This window comes from Massilimicrobiota sp. An134 (assembly GCF_002160815.1).
GTDB classification, from domain to species: Bacteria; Bacillota_I; Bacilli_A; order Erysipelotrichales; family Coprobacillaceae; genus Allocoprobacillus; species Allocoprobacillus merdigallinarum.
Window position 1 is genome coordinate 1 of record NZ_NFLH01000002.1, and the last position, 24,703, is coordinate 24,703.

At 32.5% G+C, this 24,703-nt stretch carries 23 protein-coding genes and 1 riboswitch; of the genes, 18 read left to right on the forward strand and 5 right to left on the reverse strand.

The features are described 5' to 3' along the window. The 5 genes from B5E79_RS01180 to B5E79_RS01200 all read right to left on the reverse strand — a co-directional run. A partial coding sequence (locus B5E79_RS01180) for a transposase (protein ID WP_143746756.1) occupies positions 1 to 510 on the reverse strand: 510 nt, incomplete at its 3' end. Positions 511 to 725: 215 nt separating this feature from the next. Then, entirely contained in the window at positions 726 to 911 is a 186-nt protein-coding gene (locus tag B5E79_RS01185; protein ID WP_087244417.1) for a hypothetical protein, read from the reverse strand. Positions 912 to 1,362: 451 nt separating this feature from the next. Then, positions 1,363 to 1,971 (reverse strand): ATP-binding cassette domain-containing protein, encoded by a 609-nt coding sequence (locus B5E79_RS01190; protein WP_087244418.1) that lies wholly within the window; start codon positions 1,969 to 1,971, stop codon positions 1,363 to 1,365. 9 nt (positions 1,972 to 1,980) lie between these two features. After that, positions 1,981 to 2,478 (reverse strand): hypothetical protein, encoded by a 498-nt coding sequence (locus tag B5E79_RS01195; RefSeq protein WP_087244419.1) that lies wholly within the window; start codon positions 2,476 to 2,478, stop codon positions 1,981 to 1,983. After that, entirely contained in the window at positions 2,471 to 3,313 is an 843-nt protein-coding gene (locus B5E79_RS01200) for a hypothetical protein (protein ID WP_087296671.1), read from the reverse strand. The genes B5E79_RS01195 and B5E79_RS01200 overlap by 8 nt, the downstream gene beginning before the upstream one ends. A 162-nt stretch (positions 3,314 to 3,475) precedes the next feature. Between B5E79_RS01200 and B5E79_RS01205 the strand changes: the two genes are divergently transcribed. From B5E79_RS01205 to B5E79_RS01290, 18 genes are all read left to right on the forward strand, one after another. Continuing rightward, positions 3,476 to 4,180: a LytTR family transcriptional regulator DNA-binding domain-containing protein gene (locus tag B5E79_RS01205; protein ID WP_087244421.1), complete on the forward strand. Its 705-nt coding sequence runs from the start codon at positions 3,476 to 3,478 to the stop codon at positions 4,178 to 4,180. A gap of 47 nt (positions 4,181 to 4,227) precedes the next feature. After that, positions 4,228 to 4,306: riboswitch (ZMP/ZTP riboswitch) on the forward strand. Between the two features lie 128 nt (positions 4,307 to 4,434). After that, positions 4,435 to 6,105, forward strand: coding sequence for a formate--tetrahydrofolate ligase (locus B5E79_RS01210; protein WP_087296672.1), 1,671 nt, complete (start codon positions 4,435 to 4,437; stop codon positions 6,103 to 6,105). A gap of 18 nt (positions 6,106 to 6,123) precedes the next feature. Beyond that, entirely contained in the window at positions 6,124 to 6,612 is a 489-nt protein-coding gene (gene purE / locus B5E79_RS01215; RefSeq protein ID WP_087244423.1) for a 5-(carboxyamino)imidazole ribonucleotide mutase, read from the forward strand. Continuing rightward, positions 6,609 to 7,334: a phosphoribosylaminoimidazolesuccinocarboxamide synthase gene (purC, locus tag B5E79_RS01220; RefSeq protein WP_224759479.1), complete on the forward strand. Its 726-nt coding sequence runs from the start codon at positions 6,609 to 6,611 to the stop codon at positions 7,332 to 7,334. Before purE ends, purC begins: the two co-directional genes overlap by 4 nt. 11 nt (positions 7,335 to 7,345) lie before the next feature. After that, on the forward strand, positions 7,346 to 8,371 hold the full coding sequence (purM, locus tag B5E79_RS01225; RefSeq protein ID WP_087244425.1) for a phosphoribosylformylglycinamidine cyclo-ligase: 1,026 nt from the start codon (positions 7,346 to 7,348) through the stop codon (positions 8,369 to 8,371). After that, positions 8,365 to 8,958 carry a phosphoribosylglycinamide formyltransferase gene (purN, locus tag B5E79_RS01230; RefSeq protein WP_087244426.1) on the forward strand — a complete coding sequence of 198 codons (594 nt, stop codon included), beginning with the start codon at positions 8,365 to 8,367 and terminating at the stop codon, positions 8,956 to 8,958. Before purM ends, purN begins: the two co-directional genes overlap by 7 nt. Beyond that, on the forward strand, positions 8,959 to 10,482 hold the full coding sequence (gene purH, locus B5E79_RS01235) for a bifunctional phosphoribosylaminoimidazolecarboxamide formyltransferase/IMP cyclohydrolase (protein WP_087296673.1): 1,524 nt from the start codon (positions 8,959 to 8,961) through the stop codon (positions 10,480 to 10,482). A 10-nt stretch (positions 10,483 to 10,492) separates the two neighbouring features. After that, positions 10,493 to 10,930, forward strand: a complete 438-nt coding sequence (locus B5E79_RS01240) for an ASCH domain-containing protein (protein ID WP_087296674.1) — start codon at positions 10,493 to 10,495, stop codon at positions 10,928 to 10,930. Positions 10,931 to 10,942: 12 nt separating this feature from the next. Beyond that, on the forward strand, positions 10,943 to 12,199 hold the full coding sequence (gene purD / locus B5E79_RS01245; protein ID WP_087244429.1) for a phosphoribosylamine--glycine ligase: 1,257 nt from the start codon (positions 10,943 to 10,945) through the stop codon (positions 12,197 to 12,199). Between the two features lie 9 nt (positions 12,200 to 12,208). Next, positions 12,209 to 15,967, forward strand: a complete 3,759-nt coding sequence (locus B5E79_RS01250) for a phosphoribosylformylglycinamidine synthase (RefSeq protein WP_087296675.1) — start codon at positions 12,209 to 12,211, stop codon at positions 15,965 to 15,967. Continuing rightward, on the forward strand, positions 15,968 to 17,344 hold the full coding sequence (gene purB, locus B5E79_RS01255; protein WP_087244431.1) for an adenylosuccinate lyase: 1,377 nt from the start codon (positions 15,968 to 15,970) through the stop codon (positions 17,342 to 17,344). A 155-nt stretch (positions 17,345 to 17,499) separates the two neighbouring features. Next, entirely contained in the window at positions 17,500 to 17,880 is a 381-nt protein-coding gene (locus B5E79_RS01260; RefSeq protein WP_087296676.1) for a hypothetical protein, read from the forward strand. Positions 17,881 to 18,064: 184 nt separating this feature from the next. Beyond that, positions 18,065 to 19,762, forward strand: coding sequence for a Na/Pi cotransporter family protein (locus B5E79_RS01265; protein WP_087296677.1), 1,698 nt, complete (start codon positions 18,065 to 18,067; stop codon positions 19,760 to 19,762). 120 nt (positions 19,763 to 19,882) lie between these two features. Further along, the gene (locus tag B5E79_RS01270) at positions 19,883 to 20,257 is read left to right on the forward strand and encodes a RidA family protein (RefSeq protein ID WP_087244434.1); all 375 of its coding nucleotides are present in this window, start codon (positions 19,883 to 19,885) and stop codon (positions 20,255 to 20,257) included. After that, positions 20,244 to 20,603: a hypothetical protein gene (locus B5E79_RS01275; RefSeq protein WP_087244435.1), complete on the forward strand. Its 360-nt coding sequence runs from the start codon at positions 20,244 to 20,246 to the stop codon at positions 20,601 to 20,603. Before B5E79_RS01270 ends, B5E79_RS01275 begins: the two co-directional genes overlap by 14 nt. 156 nt (positions 20,604 to 20,759) lie before the next feature. Then, positions 20,760 to 22,436, forward strand: coding sequence for a GGDEF domain-containing response regulator (locus B5E79_RS01280; RefSeq protein WP_087296678.1), 1,677 nt, complete (start codon positions 20,760 to 20,762; stop codon positions 22,434 to 22,436). A gap of 140 nt (positions 22,437 to 22,576) precedes the next feature. Next, positions 22,577 to 23,716, forward strand: a complete 1,140-nt coding sequence (gene anmK, locus B5E79_RS01285) for an anhydro-N-acetylmuramic acid kinase AnmK (protein ID WP_087296679.1) — start codon at positions 22,577 to 22,579, stop codon at positions 23,714 to 23,716. Between the two features lie 52 nt (positions 23,717 to 23,768). After that, the gene (locus B5E79_RS01290) at positions 23,769 to 24,608 is read left to right on the forward strand and encodes a MurR/RpiR family transcriptional regulator (RefSeq protein WP_087296680.1); all 840 of its coding nucleotides are present in this window, start codon (positions 23,769 to 23,771) and stop codon (positions 24,606 to 24,608) included. The last annotated feature ends 95 nt before the right edge of the window (positions 24,609 to 24,703 follow it).

The window sequence follows — 24,703 nt, forward strand, 5'->3', positions numbered from 1 at the left end:
TTTCTTGACGATCTCCACGACCTTGTTTTCGTGTTTTCTACTATTGGCGTTGGCTTTTCGATGTGTTCCATCTCCAAATACTGTATCAAGATCCACAAAATCATATGCTATGGCTTCTTTGATGATCCTGTTGAAAATCTCATCAAAAATTTCTGAATCTCCATATCTTCTGATATAGTTCTGTGACCAGGTTGAATAGTTTGGAACCTCATCATCAATGGACAACCCTAAAAACCATCTGTAGGCAAGGTTCACCTTTGTTTCTTCACATGTTCTTCTCATGGAATGAATACCAAATGCAAAGTTGATAAAAAGCATTTTAAAAAGTACCACCGGATCAATACTTGGTCTGCCAAAAGAACTATATAAAGGTCTAACGAGAGGATATATGAAATTCCAGTCAATAGCTTCTTCAAGCTCTCTTACCTTGTGATCCAATGGTACTAATTCATCTATAGTACTCAAAATCAAGCTGTCATTTTTTCGATTGTTTAAACATGTCATTGCCATAATATTTTACCTCCAAATATGCATTTACATTATACCATATTTTCATGATATAGTGGTAAAATAAAAAGTCGTGGAGCCTCAAAATTTGCATATTTGGAACGAAGTCATCCACGACAATAGATATAATACCATATATTTTTCTATTTGAAAACTAAAAGCTGTTGACTTTTTACTTTGTCAACAGCCTGAAAAATAGATGTTATCAAACATCTATTTTAGGCTGTATGTGTGCGCATTTCATTTTTTAATTCATATAATGCATGACGGGCTTCTTCAATGTCATCAATCACATCATAAATTTCTTTACGTTGTTCTTCATTGATAGAATCATATTTAGAAATATCAAGAAGCTTTTCTAAAGCCTGATAAATATAATGATTTGCCTGATTTAATTGTTCCATCATTAACCTCCTTTAAATAAATAGATGTATACCAATCATAATCAATATCATTGATACATAATGATAACTCCAAATCTTATAGAATACAAGTAAAAAAATAAAAACAAGACTCCATAGGATCAATTGTAGAGCGATTAGTCCAAAAGATAAAGGTAAAGAAAAGAAAATAAAAAAGAAAATGTGAATCAATGTATAAAAGCTTATATATTTGAACCATTGTTTCAAAAAAATCTCATGTTTCTTTCGTTTAGAAAGACGTAAGCTTATCAATGTATCAAGATAGAGATACTGATAAACGATTTGATAGAAAATATAACTCCAGAATATTTGGGTGATAACAAAAATAAGATATCGAAAATCGAAGAAGGGATAGTGAAGAAGAATATAAGGTGTTATATCCTGATAAAGATATTTCAAAAAATAAACAAGCAAGCCATAAATAACAGTTATTTTAATCCATTTCATCTAAGAATAATTGTCCCTCTTCTAAACGATAGATATGTGTATAATGGATATCTGGTAAGTAATCATGAGCAGCAATCACAATGGTATGTCCTTTGTCATGTAATTGATTGATGAGCTGACAGAATGTATGAATAGATGTCTGATCTAAACCACGTGTGGGTTCATCTAATAAAATAAGTTCCTGATTTTCCATAATGGCTTGAATGATACCTGCTTTTTGACGCATACCAACAGAAAAGTTTTTTAACTTCATGGAGCTATGTAAATCTAATTGAAATTGTTGACACAATGATTCAATATAGCTGCTATCATATTGATTTTTTAAAGAAGCCAGGAATTGAAGATTATAAGCGAGAGTTTCGTTTTCTAGAAAACCTGGATTTTCAATTAAAGCTCCAATCTGTAAATCATTCTTTTTGGTGATTGTCCCTGAAGTAGGTTTGATAATATCGCAGATCAGCTTAAAAAGTGTTGATTTTCCTGAACCATTGATACCATGAATATAGATACATTCATGACCATCAAGATGAAATGAAAGATGTTGTAATACGGGTTGTTTATGAAAACTTATACTTAAATCTTGAATATCTAACATAAATCCTCCTTAAAATAGTTTTGTATAAACAATATGAAATAAAAAGTTCATAAAGATAGGTAAAGCTAAATAAATAAAATTCTTTTTTTGACCAATTTGTAGATATATGAATGTTGTTTCAATAAAAGTGACAATAAGATTAAGAATCATAAATAAAATCGTCACAAACATATCTTCTGGTAAGATGCCACCAAAAAAGAAAGCATAGCTTATATAAATAATCATTGTATAAATAAAACTGACCATCATTAAGAAATAATAAACGGAAGTATATGTTTTCTGTTCACCAATTCTTGTGATAATAGGAGATAGCAAGCGATTGCATTGTGCTGTAAACTGATAGTTCATTAATAAAAAGACATTATTCATATAAACACAAAGATAATTCGAATAAATGAGACAAATTGTATAAGTGTTTTTTCCACAAAGGATGGGTGATGCAAACAACATCATAATCAATATGATCATGACTTTCACATCGAGAAGTTTGAACCATTTTTTAATCATTTGTTTCTCTCCTTTTCAATAAGATCTGAAAACAAAGATAAGAAACTATGGCATATATGAAAAAACAAATCGCATACAATGCAAGATGTGAAAGACCAAATGGATTTTCACGAACATGTTCTAATCCTAATGCAACTAAATTGTTGATTTGAATAAGAAAAGCTGCTTCTGGAATAGGTAAATACCCTTGAATCAAGGCGGGAATTAATACCAGCAAAATACCAATGATCACACCACAACAACGATAGACATATTTGTTGGTGATAAAAGTCTGTAATGCCAAAATAACACTGGACATTAAAGCATAGCCTAAAGAAGTGAGGGTTATAAAAAGAATCAGATTGATCACTTCAATAGGGCATAGAAGCTGAGTCGTGATATAGTATCCATCAGGATAAGTCATGCTTTGAAAATGTATAGGAATTAAAAAAACATGACAGAAAATAAGTAGGCCTACTTGGATCAGGGTGATTACTCCAAAGGTCAAAAGTAAATTTTTGATGCTGACTTCCAGATAATAATGTCTTCTTGTTAATCGTGTTTCAATTATGTAAGCACTGCGAGTTTGATGCATATTTAAAAAATCATATGCCATGATATTTGGCAGCAACAGCATCAGTAAAATAAATAAAAATGGGTTTGTACCTATACGATATAAACTGTAAAAAAATTCAAGTCCAGCATTAGGATAAGCTTCCTGATAACCAGGACTGGAAAAAATAGATTGTTGAAAACTATAAATAGTGCTTATGATAATGAATATAAAAGTGACAGTCACTAGAAATAGTTTTTCTTTTGAAAGAAACGCTTTCCATAAGGAACGATGTCTTTCCATAAAATTATTGTCCTCCTTTCTTATATGTTTCCTTTATACCTTAACAGACTTATGCAAAAATAAGTCGAAAGTGTGCTAAAAATGCACAAACAGGAGTGAAAGTGGCATTTTTTATTTAAAAATGAATAGGTAAAATAAAAAAAGGGATAAGGAGTGAAGGACATGAAAGTATTTATTTGTATGGATGATGAAGATTGTATAGAAAAATTAAGTGAATTATTATATCAGACACATATGGAAGAAGATATATCTATTGATAGCTATGATCAATTTGTCAATATAGCATTTTTACGTCAAAGAGAAAGCTACGATGTGGCTTTTATTGGAGATCGTATTCATGGTGACAATGGTTTTTTAATGGGTGAGTATTTACATGATGCGAATCCTGAATGTTTGATTATCTATATTGGTGATGATTATGCGCATATGCATGAAAGTTTTCGGGCATATGGATATCAGATGTTTTTAAAACAGGAATTACCAGAACTGTTTAATGGTGAATTTCAAAGAATATGGAGTCATTACCAAAAATTACATCACGAGGAAATCTTCTATCTTGATAATGGAGGAACACGACGTTTTTTACCAGGGGAAATCGTTTATATTGAAAATGGACGTTTTCAAACACAGGTGGTGACTGCACATCAGCGTTTTTATGGACATTTTGGTGATTTAACCAAAACAAAAACGAAGTTATTGAAGTATTCTTTTTTTCAGATGCATCCCCGTTATTTTGTAAATATGCATTATATTTTAATGATTCGAAATGGTGAATTAGAAATGAAAAATGGGGATTGTATTCCAACTTCTATTATGAATAAAGAATTAATTAATGATGCGATTCAATCTTTTCTTTCTAGTCAGTAAAAAATATGAATAAATATTGAAAAAAAAGGTAAGAAATGATATTATTCAATTAGTTATACAACTGACGGAAGTGGAATAGACCACATGGAGTATAATGGGAAAGAGTCGACCGTCTGGGCAACAGTCTGGACGTTTAGACTCTTTTTTTGGTTTTTCATAAATTGATAGCGATATCAATAGTCAAAACCATGAATTTGTGATATAAAGAAAGTGTCAAGAGGTCCTAAAAATAAAAAAAGAAAGGGTGTTTAATGATGTTAACAGATGTAGAGATTGCACAAAGTGCAAAAATGAAACCCATCAAGGAGATTGCTGAAAAAGTTGGACTTGATGAAGATGATTTGGAGCTTTATGGTAAGTATAAAGCTAAGATTTCATTAGAAGCGATTTCTCAACTTAAGGAAAAAGAAAATGGAAAGTTAATCTTAGTGACTGCCATTAATCCAACACCTGCAGGTGAAGGAAAGACAACAACAATGATTGGATTATCTCAAGCATTGAATAAATTAGGGAAAAAATCTGTTGTGGCTATGCGTGAACCAAGTTTAGGTCCATGTTTTGGCGTGAAAGGTGGTGCAGCTGGTGGTGGTTATGCTCAAGTTGTTCCAATGGAAGATATCAATCTGCATTTTACTGGTGATATTCATGCTATTACGACTGCCAATAATTTAATTGCTGCGATGTTAGACAATTCTATTCAACAGGGAAACCCATTGGATATTGATACAAGACAGATTGTCTGGAAAAGATGTGTGGATCTTAATGATCGTGCATTAAGACATATTGTTGTGGGACTTGGTGGTAAAGTCAATGGTGTTCCTAGAGAAGATGGATTTGATATTTCAGTAGCGAGTGAAGTCATGGCTATTTTGTGTTTAGCAACATCATTGGAAGATTTAAAACAACGTGCAGGACGTATGATTGTGGCTTATAATCATGTTGGTGAACCTGTGACGGTGGATGATATTCAGGCCACAGGAGCTGTCACATTATTATTGAAAGATGCTATTAAGCCCAATTTAGTCCAAACACTTGATCATACGCCAGTCTTTGTTCATGGGGGTCCATTTGCGAATATTGCACATGGATGTAACTCTGTTATGGCAACAAATTTAGCTATGAAATTAGGTGATTATGCTATTACTGAAGCTGGTTTTGGAGCTGATTTAGGTGCTGAAAAATTCTTAGATATCAAATGCCGTCAGGCTGGATTAAAACCAGATGCAGTTGTTATTGTCGCAACTGTCCGTGCGCTTAAAATGCATGGTGGCGTAAAGAAAACAGATTTAGCAGTAGAAAACTTAGATGCCCTTAGAAAAGGAATTGAAAACTTAGAAAAACATATTGAAAATATTCATAAATACCATTTGCCTAGTGTTGTTGCTATTAATGCTTTTCCAACTGATACAAAGGCTGAACTTGAATTATTAAAGGAAATCTGTAAACAAAAAGGTGTCGATGTTGCCATTAGTGAAGTGTGGGCAAAAGGAGCAGATGGTGGCATTGAATTGGCTGAAAAATTATTAGAAGTCTTAGATACAAAAGAAGCTCATTTTGAGCCATTATATGATTTGAATTTACCAATTGCTGACAAAATCAAAGTCATTGCAAAAGAAATCTATGGTGGGGATGATGTGACTTTCACTAAGAAGGTCATGAATAAAATGAAAAAATATGAAGCACAGGGATTAGGTCAATTACCAATCTGTGTCGCAAAAACACAATATTCATTATCTGATGATCCAACATTGCTTGGTCGTCCTCATGGATTTGTGGTTGAAATCAATGATTTGATTCCAAATACAGGTGCAGGATTTTTAGTCGCTATTAGTGGCGATATTATGCGTATGCCTGGATTACCAAAACAACCAGCTGCCGTGAATATGGATATTGATGAAGATGGCAAGATTGTTGGATTATTTTAAATAGAAGGAGATGGAGAAATGAAAGTAGCAGTGATTATGGGTTCAACAAGTGATTTACCTAAAGTTGAACCAGCTATTCAAATTTTAAAAGATTATGGTGTTGAAGTTCAGGTGAGATGTTTATCAGCTCATCGTGCTCATCTAGGACTTAGTGAGTTTATGAAGGAAATCAATCAAAATGGGACAGAGGTTGTAATTACAGCAGCAGGTATGGCCGCTGCCTTACCAGGTGTTGTCGCATCGCAAACAGTATTACCTGTTATTGGTGTTCCACTAAGTGGCGCAACATTAGATGGTATGGACGCTTTGTTGTCAATTGTCCAAATGCCTTCTGGTATCCCAGTTGCAACAGTCGCTATCAATGGAAGTAAAAATGCAGCTTATTTAGCATTACAGATGATGGCTGTACATCATGAAGAATTAAAAACAAAACTCATCGCCTTCCGTCAGGATAATGAAAAACAGGCAATGAAAGCAAATCAGGAAGTTATGGAAAAATATCAATAAAAAAGGAGAACAAAACAATGGCAAAATTATTATATGAAGGAAAAGCAAAACAAGTTTATGAAACAGAAAATCCAAATGAATACATCATTCATTATAAAGATGATGCAACAGCTGGTAATGGTGTGAAACATGATCAGTTTGAAGGAAAAGGTGTCTTAAATAATACGATTTCTTGTATTATCTTTGATATGTTAGAAGAAGCAGGAATCAAGACACATATGATTGAAAAAATCAATGAAAGAGATATTCGTGTTAAAAAAGTAGAAATCTTCCCATTAGAAGTCATTATTAGAAATATTACAACAGGATCATTCTGTAAAAGATTAGGAGCAAAAGAAGGTATTGTCTTAGATGAACCAATATTCGAATTAAGTTATAAAAATGATGACTATGGTGATCCATTAATCAATGATGATCATGCTGTAGCATTGGGACTGGCAACGCGTGATGAATTAAAATATATCCGTGAAACAACATTAAAGATTAATGAATTATTAAAAGCATTCTTCTTAAAATTAAATTTAAAATTAGTAGATTTTAAAATTGAATTTGGTAAAACTGAAGATGGTCAAATCTTATTGGCAGATGAAATTTCACCTGATTCTTGTCGTTTATGGGATGTTGATACAAATCAAAAATATGATAAAGATGTCTTTAGACAAGATATTGGTGATTTAATTGAAACTTATAAAGCCGTTTTAGCAAGAATGGAAAATAAATAAGGAGAAAAAGTATGGATTATAAAAAAGCTGGTGTAGATATTGAAGCTGGATACAAATCAGTAGAATTAATGAAAGAACATGTCAAAGCAACGATGCGTCCTGAAGTGATTGGTGGACTTGGTGGTTTTGCTGGAGCATTTGATTTAAGTGCCATTAAAAATATGGAAGAACCTGTTTTATTATCAGGAACTGATGGTTGTGGAACAAAGGTGAAATTAGCTTTTGTGATGGATAAACATGATACAATAGGTATTGATGCTGTTGCGATGTGTGTCAATGATATTGCATGTAGTGGTGGAGAGCCATTGTTTTTCTTGGATTATATTGCCTGTGGAAAGAACTATCCTGAAAAAATTGCAACCATTGTTAAAGGGGTGGCTCAAGGTTGTCTTCAATCTGAGTGTGCATTAGTTGGTGGTGAAACAGCAGAACATCCAGGATTAATGCCTGAAGATGATTATGATTTGGCTGGTTTTGCAGTAGGTGTTGTTGATAAAAAAGATATTATTGATGGTTCAAATATCAAAGCTGGTGATGTTTTGGTTGGTATCGCATCTAGTGGTGTGCATAGTAATGGTTTTTCACTTGTGAGAAAAGTTTTTGATATCACAAAAGAATCATTAGAAACATATTATGATGAATTAAATGGAACATTGGGTGAAACATTATTAACACCAACAAGAATTTATGTCAAAGCTTTAAAAAATATCAAAAAAGCTGGCGTTCAAGTCAAAGGATGCTCACATATTACAGGTGGAGGATTTTATGAAAATGTTCCAAGAATGTTACCAGATCATGCATTAGCCCTCATTCGTAAAGATAGTTATCCTATCCCACCTATTTTCAATCTGATTCAAAAGAATGGACAAATCGAAGAACAGATGATGTATAATACGTTTAATATGGGGCTAGGAATGGTGATTGCTTTAGATCCTGCAGATGTTGACACAGCTATGAAAGCTATTGAAGCAGCAGGTGATCATTGTTATGTTGTTGGACATATTGAAGAAGGTCAAAAAGGAGTTCAGTTATGTTAAAGATTGCTGTGATGATATCTGGTGGTGGCACAGATTTGCAATCAATTATTGATGCCTGTCAGGCTGGAAAAATCAATGGAACGATTGAACTTGTGATTTCTAATCGTCAAAAAGCTTATGGTTTACAGCGTGCTCAAAAAGCAGGGATTGAAACAGCAGTTGTCAAAAAGAATGATACATTGATTGTATCAATGTTAAAGGAAAGAAACATTGATTTGGTTGTTTTAGCTGGTTATTTAGCCATTTTAACAGATGAACTGATTGATGCCTATCCAAATCAGATTATCAATATTCATCCTTCATTGATTCCTTCATTTTGTGGGGCAGGTATGTACGGAATGCATGTCCACGAAGCTGTTTTGAATAGAGGCGTGAAAGTCAGTGGGGCGACTGTTCATTTTGTCAGCAGTGAAATAGATGGTGGTCCTATCATTAAGCAGGTTGCCTGTGATATTTCGGATTTAGATAAACCAGAAGATATACAGGCTAGAGTTTTGGAGATTGAACATCGCATCTTACCTGAAGTTGTCGGGTTATATTGTGATGGAAGAATAAAAGTAGAAAATGGAAGGGCAAAGGTGATTTAAGTGAAAAGAGCTTTGATTTCTGTAACAAATAAAGATGGTGTTGTTGATTTTGCATCAGGTTTAGTGAAACTCGGATTTGAAATTGTTTCTACTGGTGGAACAATGAAAGTTTTAGAAGACAATGGTGTTCACTGTATTGCGATTGATGATGTCACTGGTTTTCCTGAAATGTTGGATGGGAGAGTGAAAACTTTACATCCTAAAGTTCATGGTGGACTTTTATTTAAAAGAGATAATCCAGAACACGTGAAAACAGTTCAAGAACATCATATTCAACCTATTGATTTGGTTTGTGTGAATTTATATGAATTTGAAAAAGCTTTAAGAGCTGGAAAACCAATGGAAGATATGATTGAAAATATTGATATTGGTGGACCTTCTATGATTAGAAGTGCTGCTAAAAACTTCAAAGATGTTTTGATTGTCACTGATCCAAGTGATTATGCAAAAGTCTTAGAAGCTATTGAAAACAATCAGACTGATTATGATTTCAGATTACGTCTTGCTTATAAAGCTTTTAGTACAACAGGGGCTTATGACGCCATGATTTCACGTTATTTTGCAGATGTATGTCATGATGAATTCCCTGATACTTTAAACATTTCATTAAAGAAAGTGGAACATTTACGTTATGGAGAAAACTCTCAACAGGCAGCTAATAAATATGAAGACAGCTATGTTCAAAAATCATTATTAGATTATGAACAATTACATGGAAAAGAAATTTCTTTCAATAATGTCAACGATTTATATGGAGCTGTGGCTTTAGTGAGAGAATTTGGTGATCAGATTGTTACAGCGGCTATTAAACATTCAACACCTTGTGGGGTTGCGATTGGTGAAACTGGTTATGATTCTTATATGAAAGCTTATGAAGCAGATCCACAATCTATCTTTGGTGGAATTGTAGCCGTGAACTATAAAATTGATAAACAGACAGCTGAACAGATGCATAAGATTTTCTTAGAAATCGTTGCAGCACCTGATTTTGACGCGGATGCTTTGGAAATCTTAAAGAAAAAGAAAAACTTACGTATCTTAAAATTAAAGAATTTAGATGCTAGAGATGCCAAATATGATATTAAATATCTTGAAGGTAAAGTGCTTGTCCAAGAGTTAAATACAAAGATGATTGATGAAATGAAAGTTGTCACTGAAGCAAAGCCTACACCAGAACAGCTAACAGATATGGAATTTGGTATGAAAGTTGTCAAATATGTTAAATCAAATGCAATCTGTATTGTGAAAAATGGTGTGACTTTGGCTATTGGTGGAGGACAGACTTCACGTGTTTGGGCTTTGGAAAATGCTATTAGAAACAATCCTGATAAGAATTTCGAAGGTTCAGTTTTAGCTAGTGATGCTTTCTTCCCATTTAATGACTGTGTTGAAGTTGCTGCCAAGGCAGGAGTTGGCGCTATTATTCAACCAGGTGGAAGTATCAGAGATCAGGATTCTATTGATTTGTGTAATGAAAAGAATATTCCAATGGTCTTTAGTGGATATAGACATTTTAGACATTAAGATATAAATAATGAATGCTAAACAGATGTGGGACAAGTTTTTGGACAAAGAGGCTGGAGATAGTTACGATGCATGGCAGTATGGTAGTCATGCCAATGGGCTTGCTTTACTGACATTGCTGAAAATCAAAACAGCAACATCTTCAGCTTATCCCATATATGTCCAATACGATGAACCTCTACCACAGGTTGGAAGTTACAGCATAATCTTAGATAAACAAGATCATGCTGTATGTATCATTCAAACGACAGAAGTTACCATCATTCCTTTTGATCAAGTGAATGATGAGCATGCTTATTTAGAGGGAGAGGGAGATCGTACGCTTGATTATTGGCGAAAAATACATGCAGATTTTTTTACACAGGAAATGGAAAATATGGGTCAGCAGTTTCATAAGGACATGTTAGTTGTGTGTGAAAAATTTAAAGTTGTATATCCAAAATCATAAGAGGAGGAAACCATGAAAGTATTAGTTATTGGTAGTGGTGGTCGTGAACATGCGATTGCTTATGCTTTAAATAAAAGCCAGAAAGTTGATGAAATTCATGCTATACCAGGAAATCCAGGTATGGCTGAAATTGGAACTTGTCATCCTGGTCATGTAGAAGATTTAGATAGTATTTTAAAATTTGTTGAAGAACATGCGATTGATTTTACAGTGATTGGACCTGAAGTGCCTTTATGCATGGGATTAGCTGATTTATTGGAAAGTCATGGACATAAAGTTTTTGGCCCAACGAAACAGGCTGCAACTTTGGAAGGAAGTAAAGCTTTTTCTAAGGATTTTATGAAAAGACATCATATTCCTACTGCCGCCTATCAGGAAGTTCACTCTTATGAAGAGGCTATTGAAGCTTTAACTTCATTTGATTATCCTGTTGTTGTCAAAGCAGATGGATTGGCAGCTGGTAAGGGTGTTGTGATTTGTGAAAATGAATCACAAGCAAAGCTGGCTTTACAGGAAATGATGGTAGAAGGAGCTTTAGACGGAGCTGGAAAAACAGTTGTTTTAGAAGAATTCTTAACTGGATTTGAATGTTCACTTCTTTGTTTTACTGATGGTGAAACAATTGTTCCCATGGTAAGTGCTAAGGATCATAAACAAATCTATGATGAAAATAAAGGACCAAATACAGGTGGTATGGGAACTGTTTCTCCAAATCCTTTCTTACCAGAGGGAATGGAAGAGATTTTGAAAAAAGATGTTCTAGAACCATTTATGGCTGGTTTAAAAGCTGATCATATGGATTATAGAGGTGTTGTTTTTATTGGTTTGATGATCGAAAATAATCAACCAAAAGTTCTTGAATTCAATGTTCGCTTTGGAGATCCTGAAACACAATCTATTCTTTTAAGATTAGATACAGATTTATTTGATATTATGTATGCTGTAAGTACAAAAACATTAAAAGATATTGATATTCAATGGAAAGACGAACATGTGGCCTGTCTTGTTTTAGCAAGTCAGGGTTATCCAGGAAGCTATGAAAAAGGCAAGGTTATTACGGGTATTGATCAGGTTGATGAAGATATCGTGATTTTCCATGCTGGAACTGCTATCAATCAAAATGGTGAGCTTGTAACAAATGGAGGACGTGTCTTAAATATTTGTGCCTATGGTCAAACATTAGAGGAAACACGTGATAAAGTTTATCAGGCTGCCAAGACTATTGAGTTTGATGGTAAATATTATCGTAAAGATATTGGATTAAATTGAGGTGAAAAGATGAGTAAAGTCTATCGTGTATATGTTGAAAAGAAAAGTGCATATGCTATTGAAGCGAATGAGTTATTAAATAATATTCAGACACAATTAAAAATAGAAACAGTGACAGATGTTCATGTTGTGAATCGTTATGATCTTCAAGGTGTCAGTGAAGATGTTCTTAAACAAGGGATTCCAACAATTTTAAGTGAACCTATGGTTGATGAAATTTATCAGGAAGATTATCCTTTAAATGAACATCAAAAAGCTTTTGCGATTGAATTTTTACCTGGACAATATGACCAGAGAGCTGATGCCTGTGAGCAATGTTTTCAGGTTTTAACAGGTGAAAAAAATGTTAAGGTCAAATGTGCCAAATTGATTGTTTTAGAAGGACAGGTATCTGATGATGATGTCAAAGATATTCAAAATTATTTGATTAATCCAGTAGATCAGCGTTTAGCTTCATTAGATAAGCCAGAACATTTGAATGATGAAGATGTACATATTAACCCTGTTCCAATTATTGATGGATTTATGGATATGAGTGATGATGAATTAAAACGTTTTATACAAGATAATGGTATGGCCATGAATGAAGATGATTTAAAAGTCACTCAAGATTACTTTAAAAATGAAGAAAAACGTAATCCAACAGAAACTGAATTAAAGGTATTAGATACATATTGGTCTGATCATTGTCGTCATACAACATTTGCGACAATCATTACAGATTTAGACATTGAAAATGGTGCATTTAAAGAAATTTTAGAAAAAGATGTTGAAAATTATAAAACATCACGTCATTTGGTTTATGGTGTGAATACAGATCGTCCATTAACTTTAATGGATTTAGCAACGATTTCTATGAAAGAATTAAGAAAAACAGGCTATTTAGATGATTTAGAAGTTTCTAAAGAAATTAATGCCTGTTCTGTAGAATTGACTGTTCATACCAATGAAGGTGATGAAGAATGGCTATTGATGTTTAAAAATGAAACACATAACCATCCAACAGAAATTGAACCATTTGGTGGGGCAGCAACATGTTTAGGTGGTGCCATTCGTGATCCTCTTTCAGGACGTGCTTATGTATACCAGTCTATGCGTATTACAGGAGCTGGAGATCCAAGACAGCCATTAGACGAAACAATGAAAGGAAAACTTCCTCAACGTAAAATCTGTCAGGAAGCAGCTCATGGCTTTTCAAGCTATGGAAACCAGATTGGTTTAACAACTGGTTTTGTCCATGAAATTTATGATGATGGATTCCTTGCAAAACGTATGGAACTTGGTGCCGTTGTGGCAGCTGCACCAAAAGATCAGGTGAAACGTTTAGAACCATTAAAAGGACATATTGTCTTATTGATTGGTGGACGTACTGGTCGTGATGGTATTGGTGGAGCGACAGGTTCATCAAAATCACATGAATTAAAAACCACAACAACAGCTGGAGCTGAAGTTCAAAAAGGAAATCCAGTAGAAGAAAGAAAAATTCAAAGATTATTTAGAAATCCTGAAGTGTCAAAACGTATTGTACGTTGTAATGACTTTGGGGCAGGTGGAGTCTGTGTAGCCGTAGGTGAATTGGCAGATGGACTGGAAATTAATTTAGATGCTGTCTTAAAGAAATATGAAGGTTTAACAGGAACAGAATTAGCGATTTCTGAATCTCAGGAACGTATGGCTATTGTGATTGATCCTCGTGATGAAGCTTTTATTAAAGCTGCCTGTGATCAGGAAAATCTTGAAGTTGTCAAAGTCGCAACAGTCACTGACAAAAACCGTTTAACAATGTCTTATATGGGACAGACTGTTGTTGATATTGATCGTGGCTTCTTAGATAAGAATGGAGCTTCACGTTATCAGAATATTCATGTTGAATTACCTGATTTTGATCAGACACCTTTTGATGAAGTGAAACAGACATCATTTGTCAAAACTTCAAAAGATGTGTTAAGTCGTTTATCTGTTTGTAGCCAAAAAGGATTGGTGGAAAGATTTGACTCATCTATCGGTAATGGAACTGTTTTATCACCATTTGGTGGAAAGACTTTAAGAACTGAAACTGAAGGTATGGTCGCTTTAATTCCGGTATTACAAAAAGAAACAACAACATGTTCAATCATGAGTTATGGTTATAATCCTGTTATTTCAAAATGGTCACCTTATCATGGCTCTATTTATGCGATTGTTGAATCTATTGCGAAAATTGTCGCAATGGGTGGAGATTATCATACAATTCGTTTCTCTTTCCAGGAATACTTTGAAAAATTACTTGATATTCCAGAAAAATGGGGAAAACCATTTGCAGCATTACTTGGTGCATATCGTGTTCAATCTGAGATGAAACTTCCATCTATTGGAGGAAAAGATTCTATGTCAGGATCATTTGAAGATATACATGTGCCACCAACACTTGTCTCTTTTGCGATTACTGGTGGAGATGTGCAAGATGTGATGACACCAGAATTAAAAGCAGCTCATCATACTTTGGTAGAAGTGATGTTACCAAAAGATGAATTCCATATTTTTGACTTTGATGCTTTAAAAGCACAATATGATGGTATTATGGAATTGATGAAAAATAAACAGGTTTATAGTGCTTATACTGTCAAAGATGGTGGTGTGATTGAAGCTGTTTATAAAATGGCATTTGGAAATGCAATTGGTGTACAATTGAATGATGAATTGGCATTAGAAAGCTTTGTTCAAAAAGATTATGGACATATCATCTTAGAAGTTGAAAATGATTCAGTTGTGACATTGCCACATACAAGAATTATTGGACATACAGTTGATTCATCTGTTATGATATATCGTGATGAAACTTTATCATTAGATGAAGCTTATCAAGTTTATGAATCTGTTTTAAATGATGTTTATCCAACAACAGAAAAAGCTCCAACAAGTGATATGATTGTGAAAGACTGTCATCAAAGATGTGAATTAAAAGCAAAACAGACATATGATGAAGTCAAAGTTGTTATTCCAGTATTCCCAGGAACAAACTGTGAATATGATTCAAAACGTGCTTTTGAACGTGCTGGCGCAACAGTTCAACTCGTCTTGATGCGAAATAAAACAGCTCAAGAAATGAAAGATTCTGTTGAAGAATTAGAAAAGGCTATTCGTCAATCACAAATTATGATGTTACCTGGTGGATTTAGTGCTGGTGATGAACCAGAAGGATCTGGTAAATTTATTGCGACAGTTTTAAGAAGTCCAAAACTAAAAGCTGCCATTGATGATTTATTAGAAAATCGTGATGGATTGATGATTGGAATTTGTAATGGATTCCAGGCATTAGTGAAATTAGGATTACTTCCTTATGGACATATTAAAGATATGGATGAAAATGATCCAACATTAACATTCAATACAATTGGTCGTCACTTATCTCAGATGGTGAATACAAGAATTGCTTCTGTAAAATCACCTTGGTTAACAGGTGTGAATGTAGGCGATATTCATACTGTTCCTATTTCTCATGGAGAAGGACGTTTTGTTGCTCCAAAAGAAGTCATTGAACAATTATTTGAAAATGGGCAGGTTTTTAGTCAATATGTAGATGAAAACAATCAGCCAACTATGGTTTCACCATATAATCCTAATGGATCAATGATGGCTATTGAAGGTATTGTTTCAAGTAATGGACGTGTATTAGGAAAAATGGCTCATAGTGAACGTCAAGGTGAAAATAGAAATAAGAATATTTATGGTGAAATGGATCAGAAATTATTTGAAGCAGGTGTAAATTATTTTAAAGGTGGTAAATAAATGGAAAGACAAATTTTTGAAAGTATGACACTTTGTCCTTTAGATGGACGTTATAGTAATGTCAAAGATGCTTTTGCCCAATATTTTAGTGAATATGCTTTAGTTAAATATCGTGTATATGTAGAAATTCAGTGGTTAAAGTTCTTGATTGAAAATATTGAAAGTGATATCTTAAAGAATTTTGATCAAGCCAATATGAAACAAATTGAAGATATAGCTAATCATTTTGATGAAGAAGCTTTTGCCAAAATTAAAGAGATTGAATCTTCAACACGTCATGATGTTAAAGCTGTAGAATATTATATTGGTAATACTTTAAAAGAAATGGGTTACGATGATTTAATCAGCTTTGTTCATATCGGTTGTACTTCAGAAGATATCAATAATACGTCTTATGCTTGTATGATTAAACATGGTTTACAAGATGTCTGGTTAAAAAAAGCAAATGAAGTTGTAGATGCAATGAATAAATGGGCAATTGAACATAGTGATGATGCCATGTTGGCACATACACATGGTCAACCAGCGACACCAACAACAATTGGTAAAGAATTTAAAGTCTATGCTTATCGTTTTGCTTCTAGTATTGAAAATATTAAAAATATTCAGATTAAAGCAAAATTCAATGGTGCAACAGGAAATTATAGTGCCATTTTAACAGCTTTTCCAAATGTTGACTGGCCTGCACAAGCTAAGAAATTTGTTGAAGAATATTTAGGTTTAACTTTCAATCCATTAACAACACAAATTGAAAGTCATGATTATACTTGTCATATTTTAGACGGTATTCGTCATTTCAATAATATTTTAATGGATTTAGATGTTGATATGTGGCTTTATATTTCTATGGAATACTTTAAACAGATTCCAGTTCAAGGAGAAGTAGGAAGTAGTACAATGCCTCATAAAGTCAATCCAATTCGTTTTGAAAACAGTGAAGCCAATGCAGATATGTCAAATCATATTTGTGTAGCTTTATCTAATAAGTTACCAAAATCTCGTATGCAAAGAGATTTATCTGATTCTTCTAGTCAAAGAAATTTAGGATTAGCTTTTGGATATTCTTTACAGGCTATGAATGAAACATTAAATGGACTTGCTAAATGTGTAGTGAATAAAGAAAAATTAGCATATGATCTTAATGAAAAATGGGAAGTTTTAGCTGAACCAATTCAAACAATGTTAAGAAAATATGGTGTGCCTGATGCTTATGATACTTTAAAAGCTCTAACAAGAGGAAAAAGTATTTCTAAAGAAGATATTTTGAAATTTGCTGAAAGTTTAGATATTCTTTCTGATGAAGACCGTGAAACTTTAGTGAATATGACACCAGCTTCTTATATTGGCAAAGCAAGTGAACTTGCAAAAATGAAATAAATAGAGAAGGTAATGGGCATCTATGATGAACATTACCTTTTTACATAAACAAAAACTATATAATTTATGCTTTACAATGAATTGATCAATCAATCTGATATTTTAACCATGAAAAGTTTGGATATGTTATAATTGTTATAAAAGGGGATGGGATAATGAAATATCGTGTTATTTATAATAAAGGACTACCTAAGTCCATGTTAGAAAAGATAAAAAATAGGGAATATACATTAGATGAGATTCATTCTATGTATCAAGTTATAAAAAGAAACTATGATGCTAAACAAAAGGGATGGATACGTGCTATGATCATTTTGATAATATGTATTGTTGGCGTAGGTGGTTTAGGAATAACAAAAGTTCAACAACAAGCCTTAATAGTTTATCTTTTTTCCATTGGTTTTGTAGCTGGATTATGTATCTTGATATTGATATATGCAAAAATTAATGCAGTCAATAAAGAAATGAACCAACTTCAAAAAGCGTTAGAAATAGGGTATCCAGAATTGGCTGAAAGATTTTTTGTGAAATCGTGATATTTTTCTCAAAAACTTAGCAGCGAAAGACATTTATGAGATAAAAGAACCTATATAATATATAGCTTTATGATTTAGAAAATATATGAAAAATGTCGATAGAAATGTTAAGATTATGTTAAAAATATTTACATTATGTTAGGAATATGTTAAGTTTTACTTGTGTATAAATAGGAGGGACATGATGGAACTGACAAACATATTCTCTTTGCTTGGAGGGTTGGCTTTATTCCTTTATGGGATGACAATGATGTCAAATGGTTTAGAGCTGGCTGCCGGGAATAAGATGAAGTCAATTTTGGAAAAATTGACAACAAATCGTTTTTTAGGAGTTGCAGTTGGAGCACTAATAACAGCGATTATTCAATCTTCATCAGCAACAACAGTCATGGTTGTAGGCTTTGTTAATGCAGGACTTATGCAATTGAAAAATGCTGTATGGGTCATCATGGGTGCCAATATTGGGACAACAATCACAGGACAGCTGATTGCCTTGGATATTACAGCTTTAGCACCTATTATTGCTTTTATTGGGGTTGTGTTGATTGCCTTTTTCAAAAGCAAGAAACTTGATGCAATTGGTGAAATTATTGCTGGTTTAGGTATTTTATTTATGGGGATGGAAATGATGTCAACAGCAATGGCGCCATTAAGAGAGTCTGCAGAATTTGCAAGTATTGTCGCAAACTTCCAAAATCCATTGATTGGTATTTTAGTAGGTGCAGTCTTTACTGCCATCATTCAGTCATCATCAGCGTCAGTAGGTATTTTACAGGCGTTAGCGATGAGTGGAGTTGTAACTTTACCATCAGCTATTTATGTTTTATTTGGACAAAATATCGGAACATGTATTACGGCTGTTCTTGCATCAATAGGGACAAATAGAAATGCAAAGCGAACAACAATTATTCACTTATCATTCAATATTATAGGAACAATTATCTTTGTGATTATTAGTATGACAACACCATTTGCTGCGTTTATGGCATCATTAACACCAACAAATGTTGCTGCACAAATTGCCAATGTACATACAGTCTTTAATGTTGTGACAACAATCATCTTGTTGCCAATTGGAACAAAACTGGTCGATTTATCATTCATTATTTTACCAGAAAAGCCAGAATTGGAAGGAAAGATGCAGTTAAAATACTTAGACTTTGGTATTTTTACAAACGACTATCATATTGGAATAAGTGCTATTGCGAATACGCAGTTGTTCAATGAAACACAGAACATGCTAGATGTTGCAATAGACAATGTCCGCAAATCATTTGAACTTTTGATAGAGTTCAAGGAAGACAAATATGAAAAGCTACAAAAGAATGAAGAATATATTAACTATTTGAATAAAAATATCGTAGACTTTACAACAAATGCGATTTCAACAGAATTTCCAATAGAAGGTTCACAGGCCATTGGTTTATTCATGAAGATATCATCAGACATTGAAAGAATTGGAGATCATGCGGTGAACATAGCCCAAAGGGCCGAGCTACTTCAAAGTGAAGACAGACGATTCTCACATGAAGCCATGGATGAGATAGGAATCATGAGCAGTCTTTGTGTCAATATACTAGATGAGCTGAGAATCATGAACTATGATGAGTTCAGTAGCATTGTAGACAAAGTTGATGTAATAGAAGAGAACATAGACAAGACACATCATCAGTTTACAGTGAATCAGCTTAAGAGATTAAAAGATAAAAAATGTACAACAGAGAACAGTGTTGTCTATACAAAGATTCTTACAGATTTTGAAAGAATTGGAGATCATGGATTGAACATAGCCAAAGGTTTCTATAAAGCCAGAGAAGCAATGAAAGCTATGAAAATGGTGAAACCAGAAATGATCGAAGAAACAGAAAAAGCAACAGCGTAAAACTTTATGTGAAAACATAAAGTTTTTCTGTTTTTAAAGTTAAAAATAATATTTTATATAAACAGTAGTTTCTATGATGAAAATTTGTTATAATATTGAACAACATAGGAGGTAATAATAATGAAAAAAGTTATATCAACGGATAAAGCACCAGGAGCTATTGGACCATATAGTCAGGGTATTGATTTAGGAGATATTATTTTCTTCTCTGGTCAAATTCCTTTGAATCCTCAAACTGGTGAAATGCCAGAAGGAATAGAAGCACAAACAAAACAGGCTTTAGATAATGTCAAAGGATTACTTGAAAGTCAAAATTTAGATTTTTCTCATGTTGTAAAGACAACAGTATTTTTAGACGATATGAAAGATTTTAATACTGTTAATAGCATTTATGCTCAATATTTTGTAGAGCCTTATCCTGCTAGAAGTGCTATTGAAGTAGGAAGCTTACCAAAAGGCGCACTTATAGAAGTGGAAATTATTGCCGTCAAATAACACTATTATTTTAGCTGAAAGATTTCATCATTATATTAAAATTTATTATAGTGATGGACATACGGAAATTATTTTTGAAGATATAAAAAGTTATCTTCAACAAAAAAGAGCAAAAAAAGGATATAAAAATGCTATTTTACTACATGAAAATTGGCTATATCCAACTATGAATCAAAAAGATTATTCATGTCATTGGGTTAACTTGTATTATTTACGTGAAAAAAATCCTTATTGTAAGCAATTATTAAAGGATAAAAATATATATCAAAAAGCAAAAATTATGTATATAAAACAAATTCAAAAAGAAATGAATACCTATGGTCATACAGTAAAAGAACTAAGGTAATACTTTGGTTCTTTTTTTGTTTATAAGAGAAGATTAAAAATCTAATTTATTTTATGAGAAAAGTAATCTTTTGGAGTAAAATGGAAGGTTTTCTAAATAAAAAAAATCAGGTATAATAAAATTGAAATTGTTTTGATATGAAAATAGGAGAAAAGTATGAAAAATAAAATCTTGATTGTGGATGATTCACAGGTAAATAGACAAAGTTTAGCGGATATTTTAAGAGAAGATTATGAAATTGTTTTTGCAAATAATAGTACTGAAGCTATTTCATTAGTGAAGAATAATCTTTCATCGCTATCTTTGATAATATTGAATTGGATGATGGCTGAAATGAATGGGATTGAAGTTTTATCTTCTATGAATAAATATCACTGGATTGATAAAATACCTGTCATCATTATTGTCACACAAAATTTACAATATCCTATAGAACATGCTTATGAATTAGGGATTAGTGATGTTATAAGTTTGCCATTTCATGAAGATATTGTAAGAAAAAGAATATCTAACATCGTCTCACTATATTCTCAAAAAACTTATTTAAAAAATATGAAAACAGAGCAATCATCTGATCAATTAGATATTGAAAAAATGAAAAACAATTTCTTTTTTGAAAAGCAGAATCAACTGGCATTTATATATGATAATCAGTTAGATATCATGTTTTTATCACAAGATGCTTCTCAACGCTTGGAATTACCAGAAATTGTTGCCCATCCTATGGCTAGAGATTCTCATAATCGTCTTAAAGTCAGATTAACAAAGATGATACAGTTAGCTCAACAGACAAATCAAACAAATCCATCTTTTGAATATGAAGATATATTTATCATTGATGGAAAAGACCTATTGTGTCATTTTCGATGTCGTGCCATCTGGCTAGGTGAAGAAAATGCACGTTTTATAGGCGTGATGGGATTTATAGATAAAGAAGAACTCTTTGATGATGAACAATTTCAAAATATTTCAAAGTTTGATCTTTTACATTTTCAACATTTTTTAATAGAATTTCAAAAAATATTTGATCAGATTTCTTTGATTGATGTTCAGACACAGCGCTATATATCTTTAACGAATGAAGATATTGAAAATATGTACTTTATGGAACATCAAGATTTATGGCAAGATATATCAATGTTTGATTCGAAAAGGTACAAAAAAGCATATGAACACCAATCAAAAGTCATCCACTTTGATTTTCAGTCACGATATATTTATTATGTCATTGATCAATATATAGAAGTGAATGATGATCCATATGTGATAGAATATAAATTAAAGATGCATGAACATATTTTAAAAAGTGATAAACAATATCGAAAAATGGTCAAAACATTAAATTATATGCAAGAGAATATATATCTGGATGGGTTAACCGAAGTTTATAATAGACGTTATTTAGAAGATGACTTGATAAAAAAAGAAGATATAACAGCGATTGCTATGATTGATTTAGATCATTTTAAAGATATTAACGATTGTTTTGGACATTTGGCAGGAGATCGAGCACTACAGGAAACAGCAAAGACCATCAAGAAAAGTGTACGTGAAAAAGATGCTGTGATTCGTTATGGTGGTGATGAATTTGTTATTTTATTCTATCAGATACCTAAACATATTTTAGATGAAAGATTGAATTCTATTCGCCAAGAAATTACAGAAATAAAAATTAAAACATACCCTGATTTAAAATTAACATGCAGCATTGGTTGTGCATATGGAAAATATGATTATCAGTTATTGAAATTAGCTGATAAAAGAATGTACCAGGCAAAAGAAAAACGAAATTGTGTTGTTATTGACGATAAAGAAGAGTTAGTGAAAGTATGATTGTAAAAATTGCTGTTTGTTTAAACATGAACTCATTCTTAAAAGATAATATATAATGAATGATATAATATTTTACAATTGTGTTTAATTTGTTGAAATAATATTTTAATAGGTGTATGATTCTTTTGAGGTGAAGAAAGATGTACGCGGTTGGAATCATGTCAGGAACATCAATGGATGGTATTGACACAGTGCTGGTTGATATTCATGGTTATGGAAAGGAAACAAAATTGAAAGTCATTGGCTACCATGAGTATCCTATGCCTATAGATATGAAAGCAAAAATTATGAAAGCCTGTGATGAAAAAGATTCTCATGTTGATGAAATTTGTAGCTTAAATTTTGAACTAGGATATCTGTTTGTTGAAGCTGTCAAAGTTTTACTTCATAAATATCATATATTATCAAAAGATATTGATTTTATTGCAACACATGGACAAACAATTTATCATATTCCTTTTCAAAAAGGTCAACTGTTGCCATCTACTTTACAAATTGGGGAACCTGCTGTTTTGGCTTATGAATTGAATACAACAGTGATTTCTAATTTTAGAGTGATGGATATGGCAGCTGGCGGACAGGGAGCACCGTTGGTACCATATAGTGAATTTATATTATATAGTGAAGAACATAAAAATATCGCATTACAAAATATTGGTGGCATTGGAAATGTGACTTTGTTAGTTGGACAGGATCTTGATCAAGTTCAGGCATTTGATACTGGACCAGGAAATATGATGATTAATGAAGCATGTCGTATCCTTTATCATTTAGAGTATGACGATTGTGGACATATTAGTGCTAAAGGAACGGTTATCAATGCTTTGTTAGATGAATTGATGCATCATTCATATATGAAAAAACAACCACCTAAATCAACAGGAAGAGAAGATTTTGGAGAAAAATATGTTCATTATCTTGTTGATAAATATAAAAAAGAAAAGCCACAAGATATTATAACAACTTTAACCTATTTTACTGCAAAAAGTATAGGTTATCATTATCAGACATATATATTGCCATATTATCCATTGCATAAAGTCATTGTTGGCGGTGGTGGCAGTCATAATCAGACACTTTTACAAATGCTTCAAAAAGAATTATATGATATCCCTGTTTATACACAGGATGATATCGGTTATTCAAGTGATGCAAAAGAAGCCATTGCTTTTGTCATTATGGGGAATGAAACATTACACCATCACTTTTCTAATGTTAAAAGTGCGACTGGTGCATCTGATTATGTTATATTAGGAAATATGACATTACCACCACGATAATTCCTAGTATTTTTATAGAAGCATTGATATAATGATAATAGGTGGTGAATTTATGAATTGTCTAGTACAGATTAAAGAAGCACAAAAAAGTTATACATCAACAGAAAAAATCATTGCTCAATATATTTTAGAACATACTCATGAGATATTAAATGATTCAGCCCAGCAACTAGGTGAAAAAAGTCAAACGTCAGCTGCTGCTGTTATTCGTTTTTCTAAAAAATTGGGGTATAAAGGATTTAGTGATTTAAAAATCAGTTTAGCTAGATCTTCACAAAATGAAGAGGAGGATATTGATACTGTTTTAGAGGAGGCAGATGATTTAACAACGCTTATTCATAAAGCTTGTCAATTAAATGTATCTACAGTTCAAAAAACATATCAAATGATTAATGAAGGACAATTACAAAAAGCAATTGAATATATGATTAACGCAAAAACAATTTATTTATTCGGGGTAGGAAGTTCTGCCATTGTGGCTTATGATTTTTCTCAAAAGTTATTGAGAATTGGTAAAAAAGCTATCTATAATACTGATATTCATGTGCAGATGACCTTTGCAGAAAGCATGACAAAAGACGATGTAGCTATTTTCATCAGTTACTCTGGAATGACTGCTGGTTTAACTGGTATGGCTAAAAAATTGAAAAAAGATGGTATACCAAGTCTGTCTATTACACAAAATTCTAGAAATACTGTCGCAAAAAATACAACGATTCAATTGTTTGTTCCTTTGGAAGAAAAAGAAATGAGAATAGGAGCTATCTCTTCAAGAACAGCATCTTTGGTTGTCACAGATCTTTTATATTATGGTGTTTATAAATACGACTTAGAAAATAACAGAGCTAAACTTTATGAAACAAAGAATCTGGTTTCTCAATTATTGAAATAATAGAGATTTGATAGATATTCTATAGAAATGGACCTCTTTAGATTTAAAGAAGGTCTTTTTTATATCTTAAAAAGAATATAATTTTGTTGAAATCT

Excerpts from the sequence above, each read along its gene's own strand:
- B5E79_RS01185 (WP_087244417.1), bottom strand. The coding sequence starts at position 911 with ATGGAACAATTAAATCAGGCAAATCATTATATTTATCAGGCTTTAGAA.
- B5E79_RS01190 (WP_087244418.1), bottom strand. The coding sequence starts at position 1,971 with ATGTTAGATATTCAAGATTTAAGTATAAGTTTTCATAAACAACCCGTA.
- B5E79_RS01195 (WP_087244419.1), bottom strand. The coding sequence starts at position 2,478 with ATGATTAAAAAATGGTTCAAACTTCTCGATGTGAAAGTCATGATCATA.
- B5E79_RS01200 (WP_087296671.1), bottom strand. The coding sequence starts at position 3,313 with ATGGAAAGACATCGTTCCTTATGGAAAGCGTTTCTTTCAAAAGAAAAA.
- B5E79_RS01205 (WP_087244421.1), top strand. The coding sequence starts at position 3,476 with ATGAAAGTATTTATTTGTATGGATGATGAAGATTGTATAGAAAAATTA.
- B5E79_RS01210 (WP_087296672.1), top strand. The coding sequence starts at position 4,435 with ATGTTAACAGATGTAGAGATTGCACAAAGTGCAAAAATGAAACCCATC.
- purE (WP_087244423.1), top strand. The coding sequence starts at position 6,124 with ATGAAAGTAGCAGTGATTATGGGTTCAACAAGTGATTTACCTAAAGTT.
- purM (WP_087244425.1), top strand. The coding sequence starts at position 7,346 with ATGGATTATAAAAAAGCTGGTGTAGATATTGAAGCTGGATACAAATCA.
- purN (WP_087244426.1), top strand. The coding sequence starts at position 8,365 with ATGTTAAAGATTGCTGTGATGATATCTGGTGGTGGCACAGATTTGCAA.
- B5E79_RS01240 (WP_087296674.1), top strand. The coding sequence starts at position 10,493 with ATGAATGCTAAACAGATGTGGGACAAGTTTTTGGACAAAGAGGCTGGA.
- purD (WP_087244429.1), top strand. The coding sequence starts at position 10,943 with ATGAAAGTATTAGTTATTGGTAGTGGTGGTCGTGAACATGCGATTGCT.
- B5E79_RS01250 (WP_087296675.1), top strand. The coding sequence starts at position 12,209 with ATGAGTAAAGTCTATCGTGTATATGTTGAAAAGAAAAGTGCATATGCT.
- purB (WP_087244431.1), top strand. The coding sequence starts at position 15,968 with ATGGAAAGACAAATTTTTGAAAGTATGACACTTTGTCCTTTAGATGGA.
- B5E79_RS01260 (WP_087296676.1), top strand. The coding sequence starts at position 17,500 with ATGAAATATCGTGTTATTTATAATAAAGGACTACCTAAGTCCATGTTA.
- B5E79_RS01265 (WP_087296677.1), top strand. The coding sequence starts at position 18,065 with ATGGAACTGACAAACATATTCTCTTTGCTTGGAGGGTTGGCTTTATTC.
- B5E79_RS01270 (WP_087244434.1), top strand. The coding sequence starts at position 19,883 with ATGAAAAAAGTTATATCAACGGATAAAGCACCAGGAGCTATTGGACCA.
- B5E79_RS01280 (WP_087296678.1), top strand. The coding sequence starts at position 20,760 with ATGAAAAATAAAATCTTGATTGTGGATGATTCACAGGTAAATAGACAA.
- anmK (WP_087296679.1), top strand. The coding sequence starts at position 22,577 with ATGTACGCGGTTGGAATCATGTCAGGAACATCAATGGATGGTATTGAC.
- B5E79_RS01290 (WP_087296680.1), top strand. The coding sequence starts at position 23,769 with ATGAATTGTCTAGTACAGATTAAAGAAGCACAAAAAAGTTATACATCA.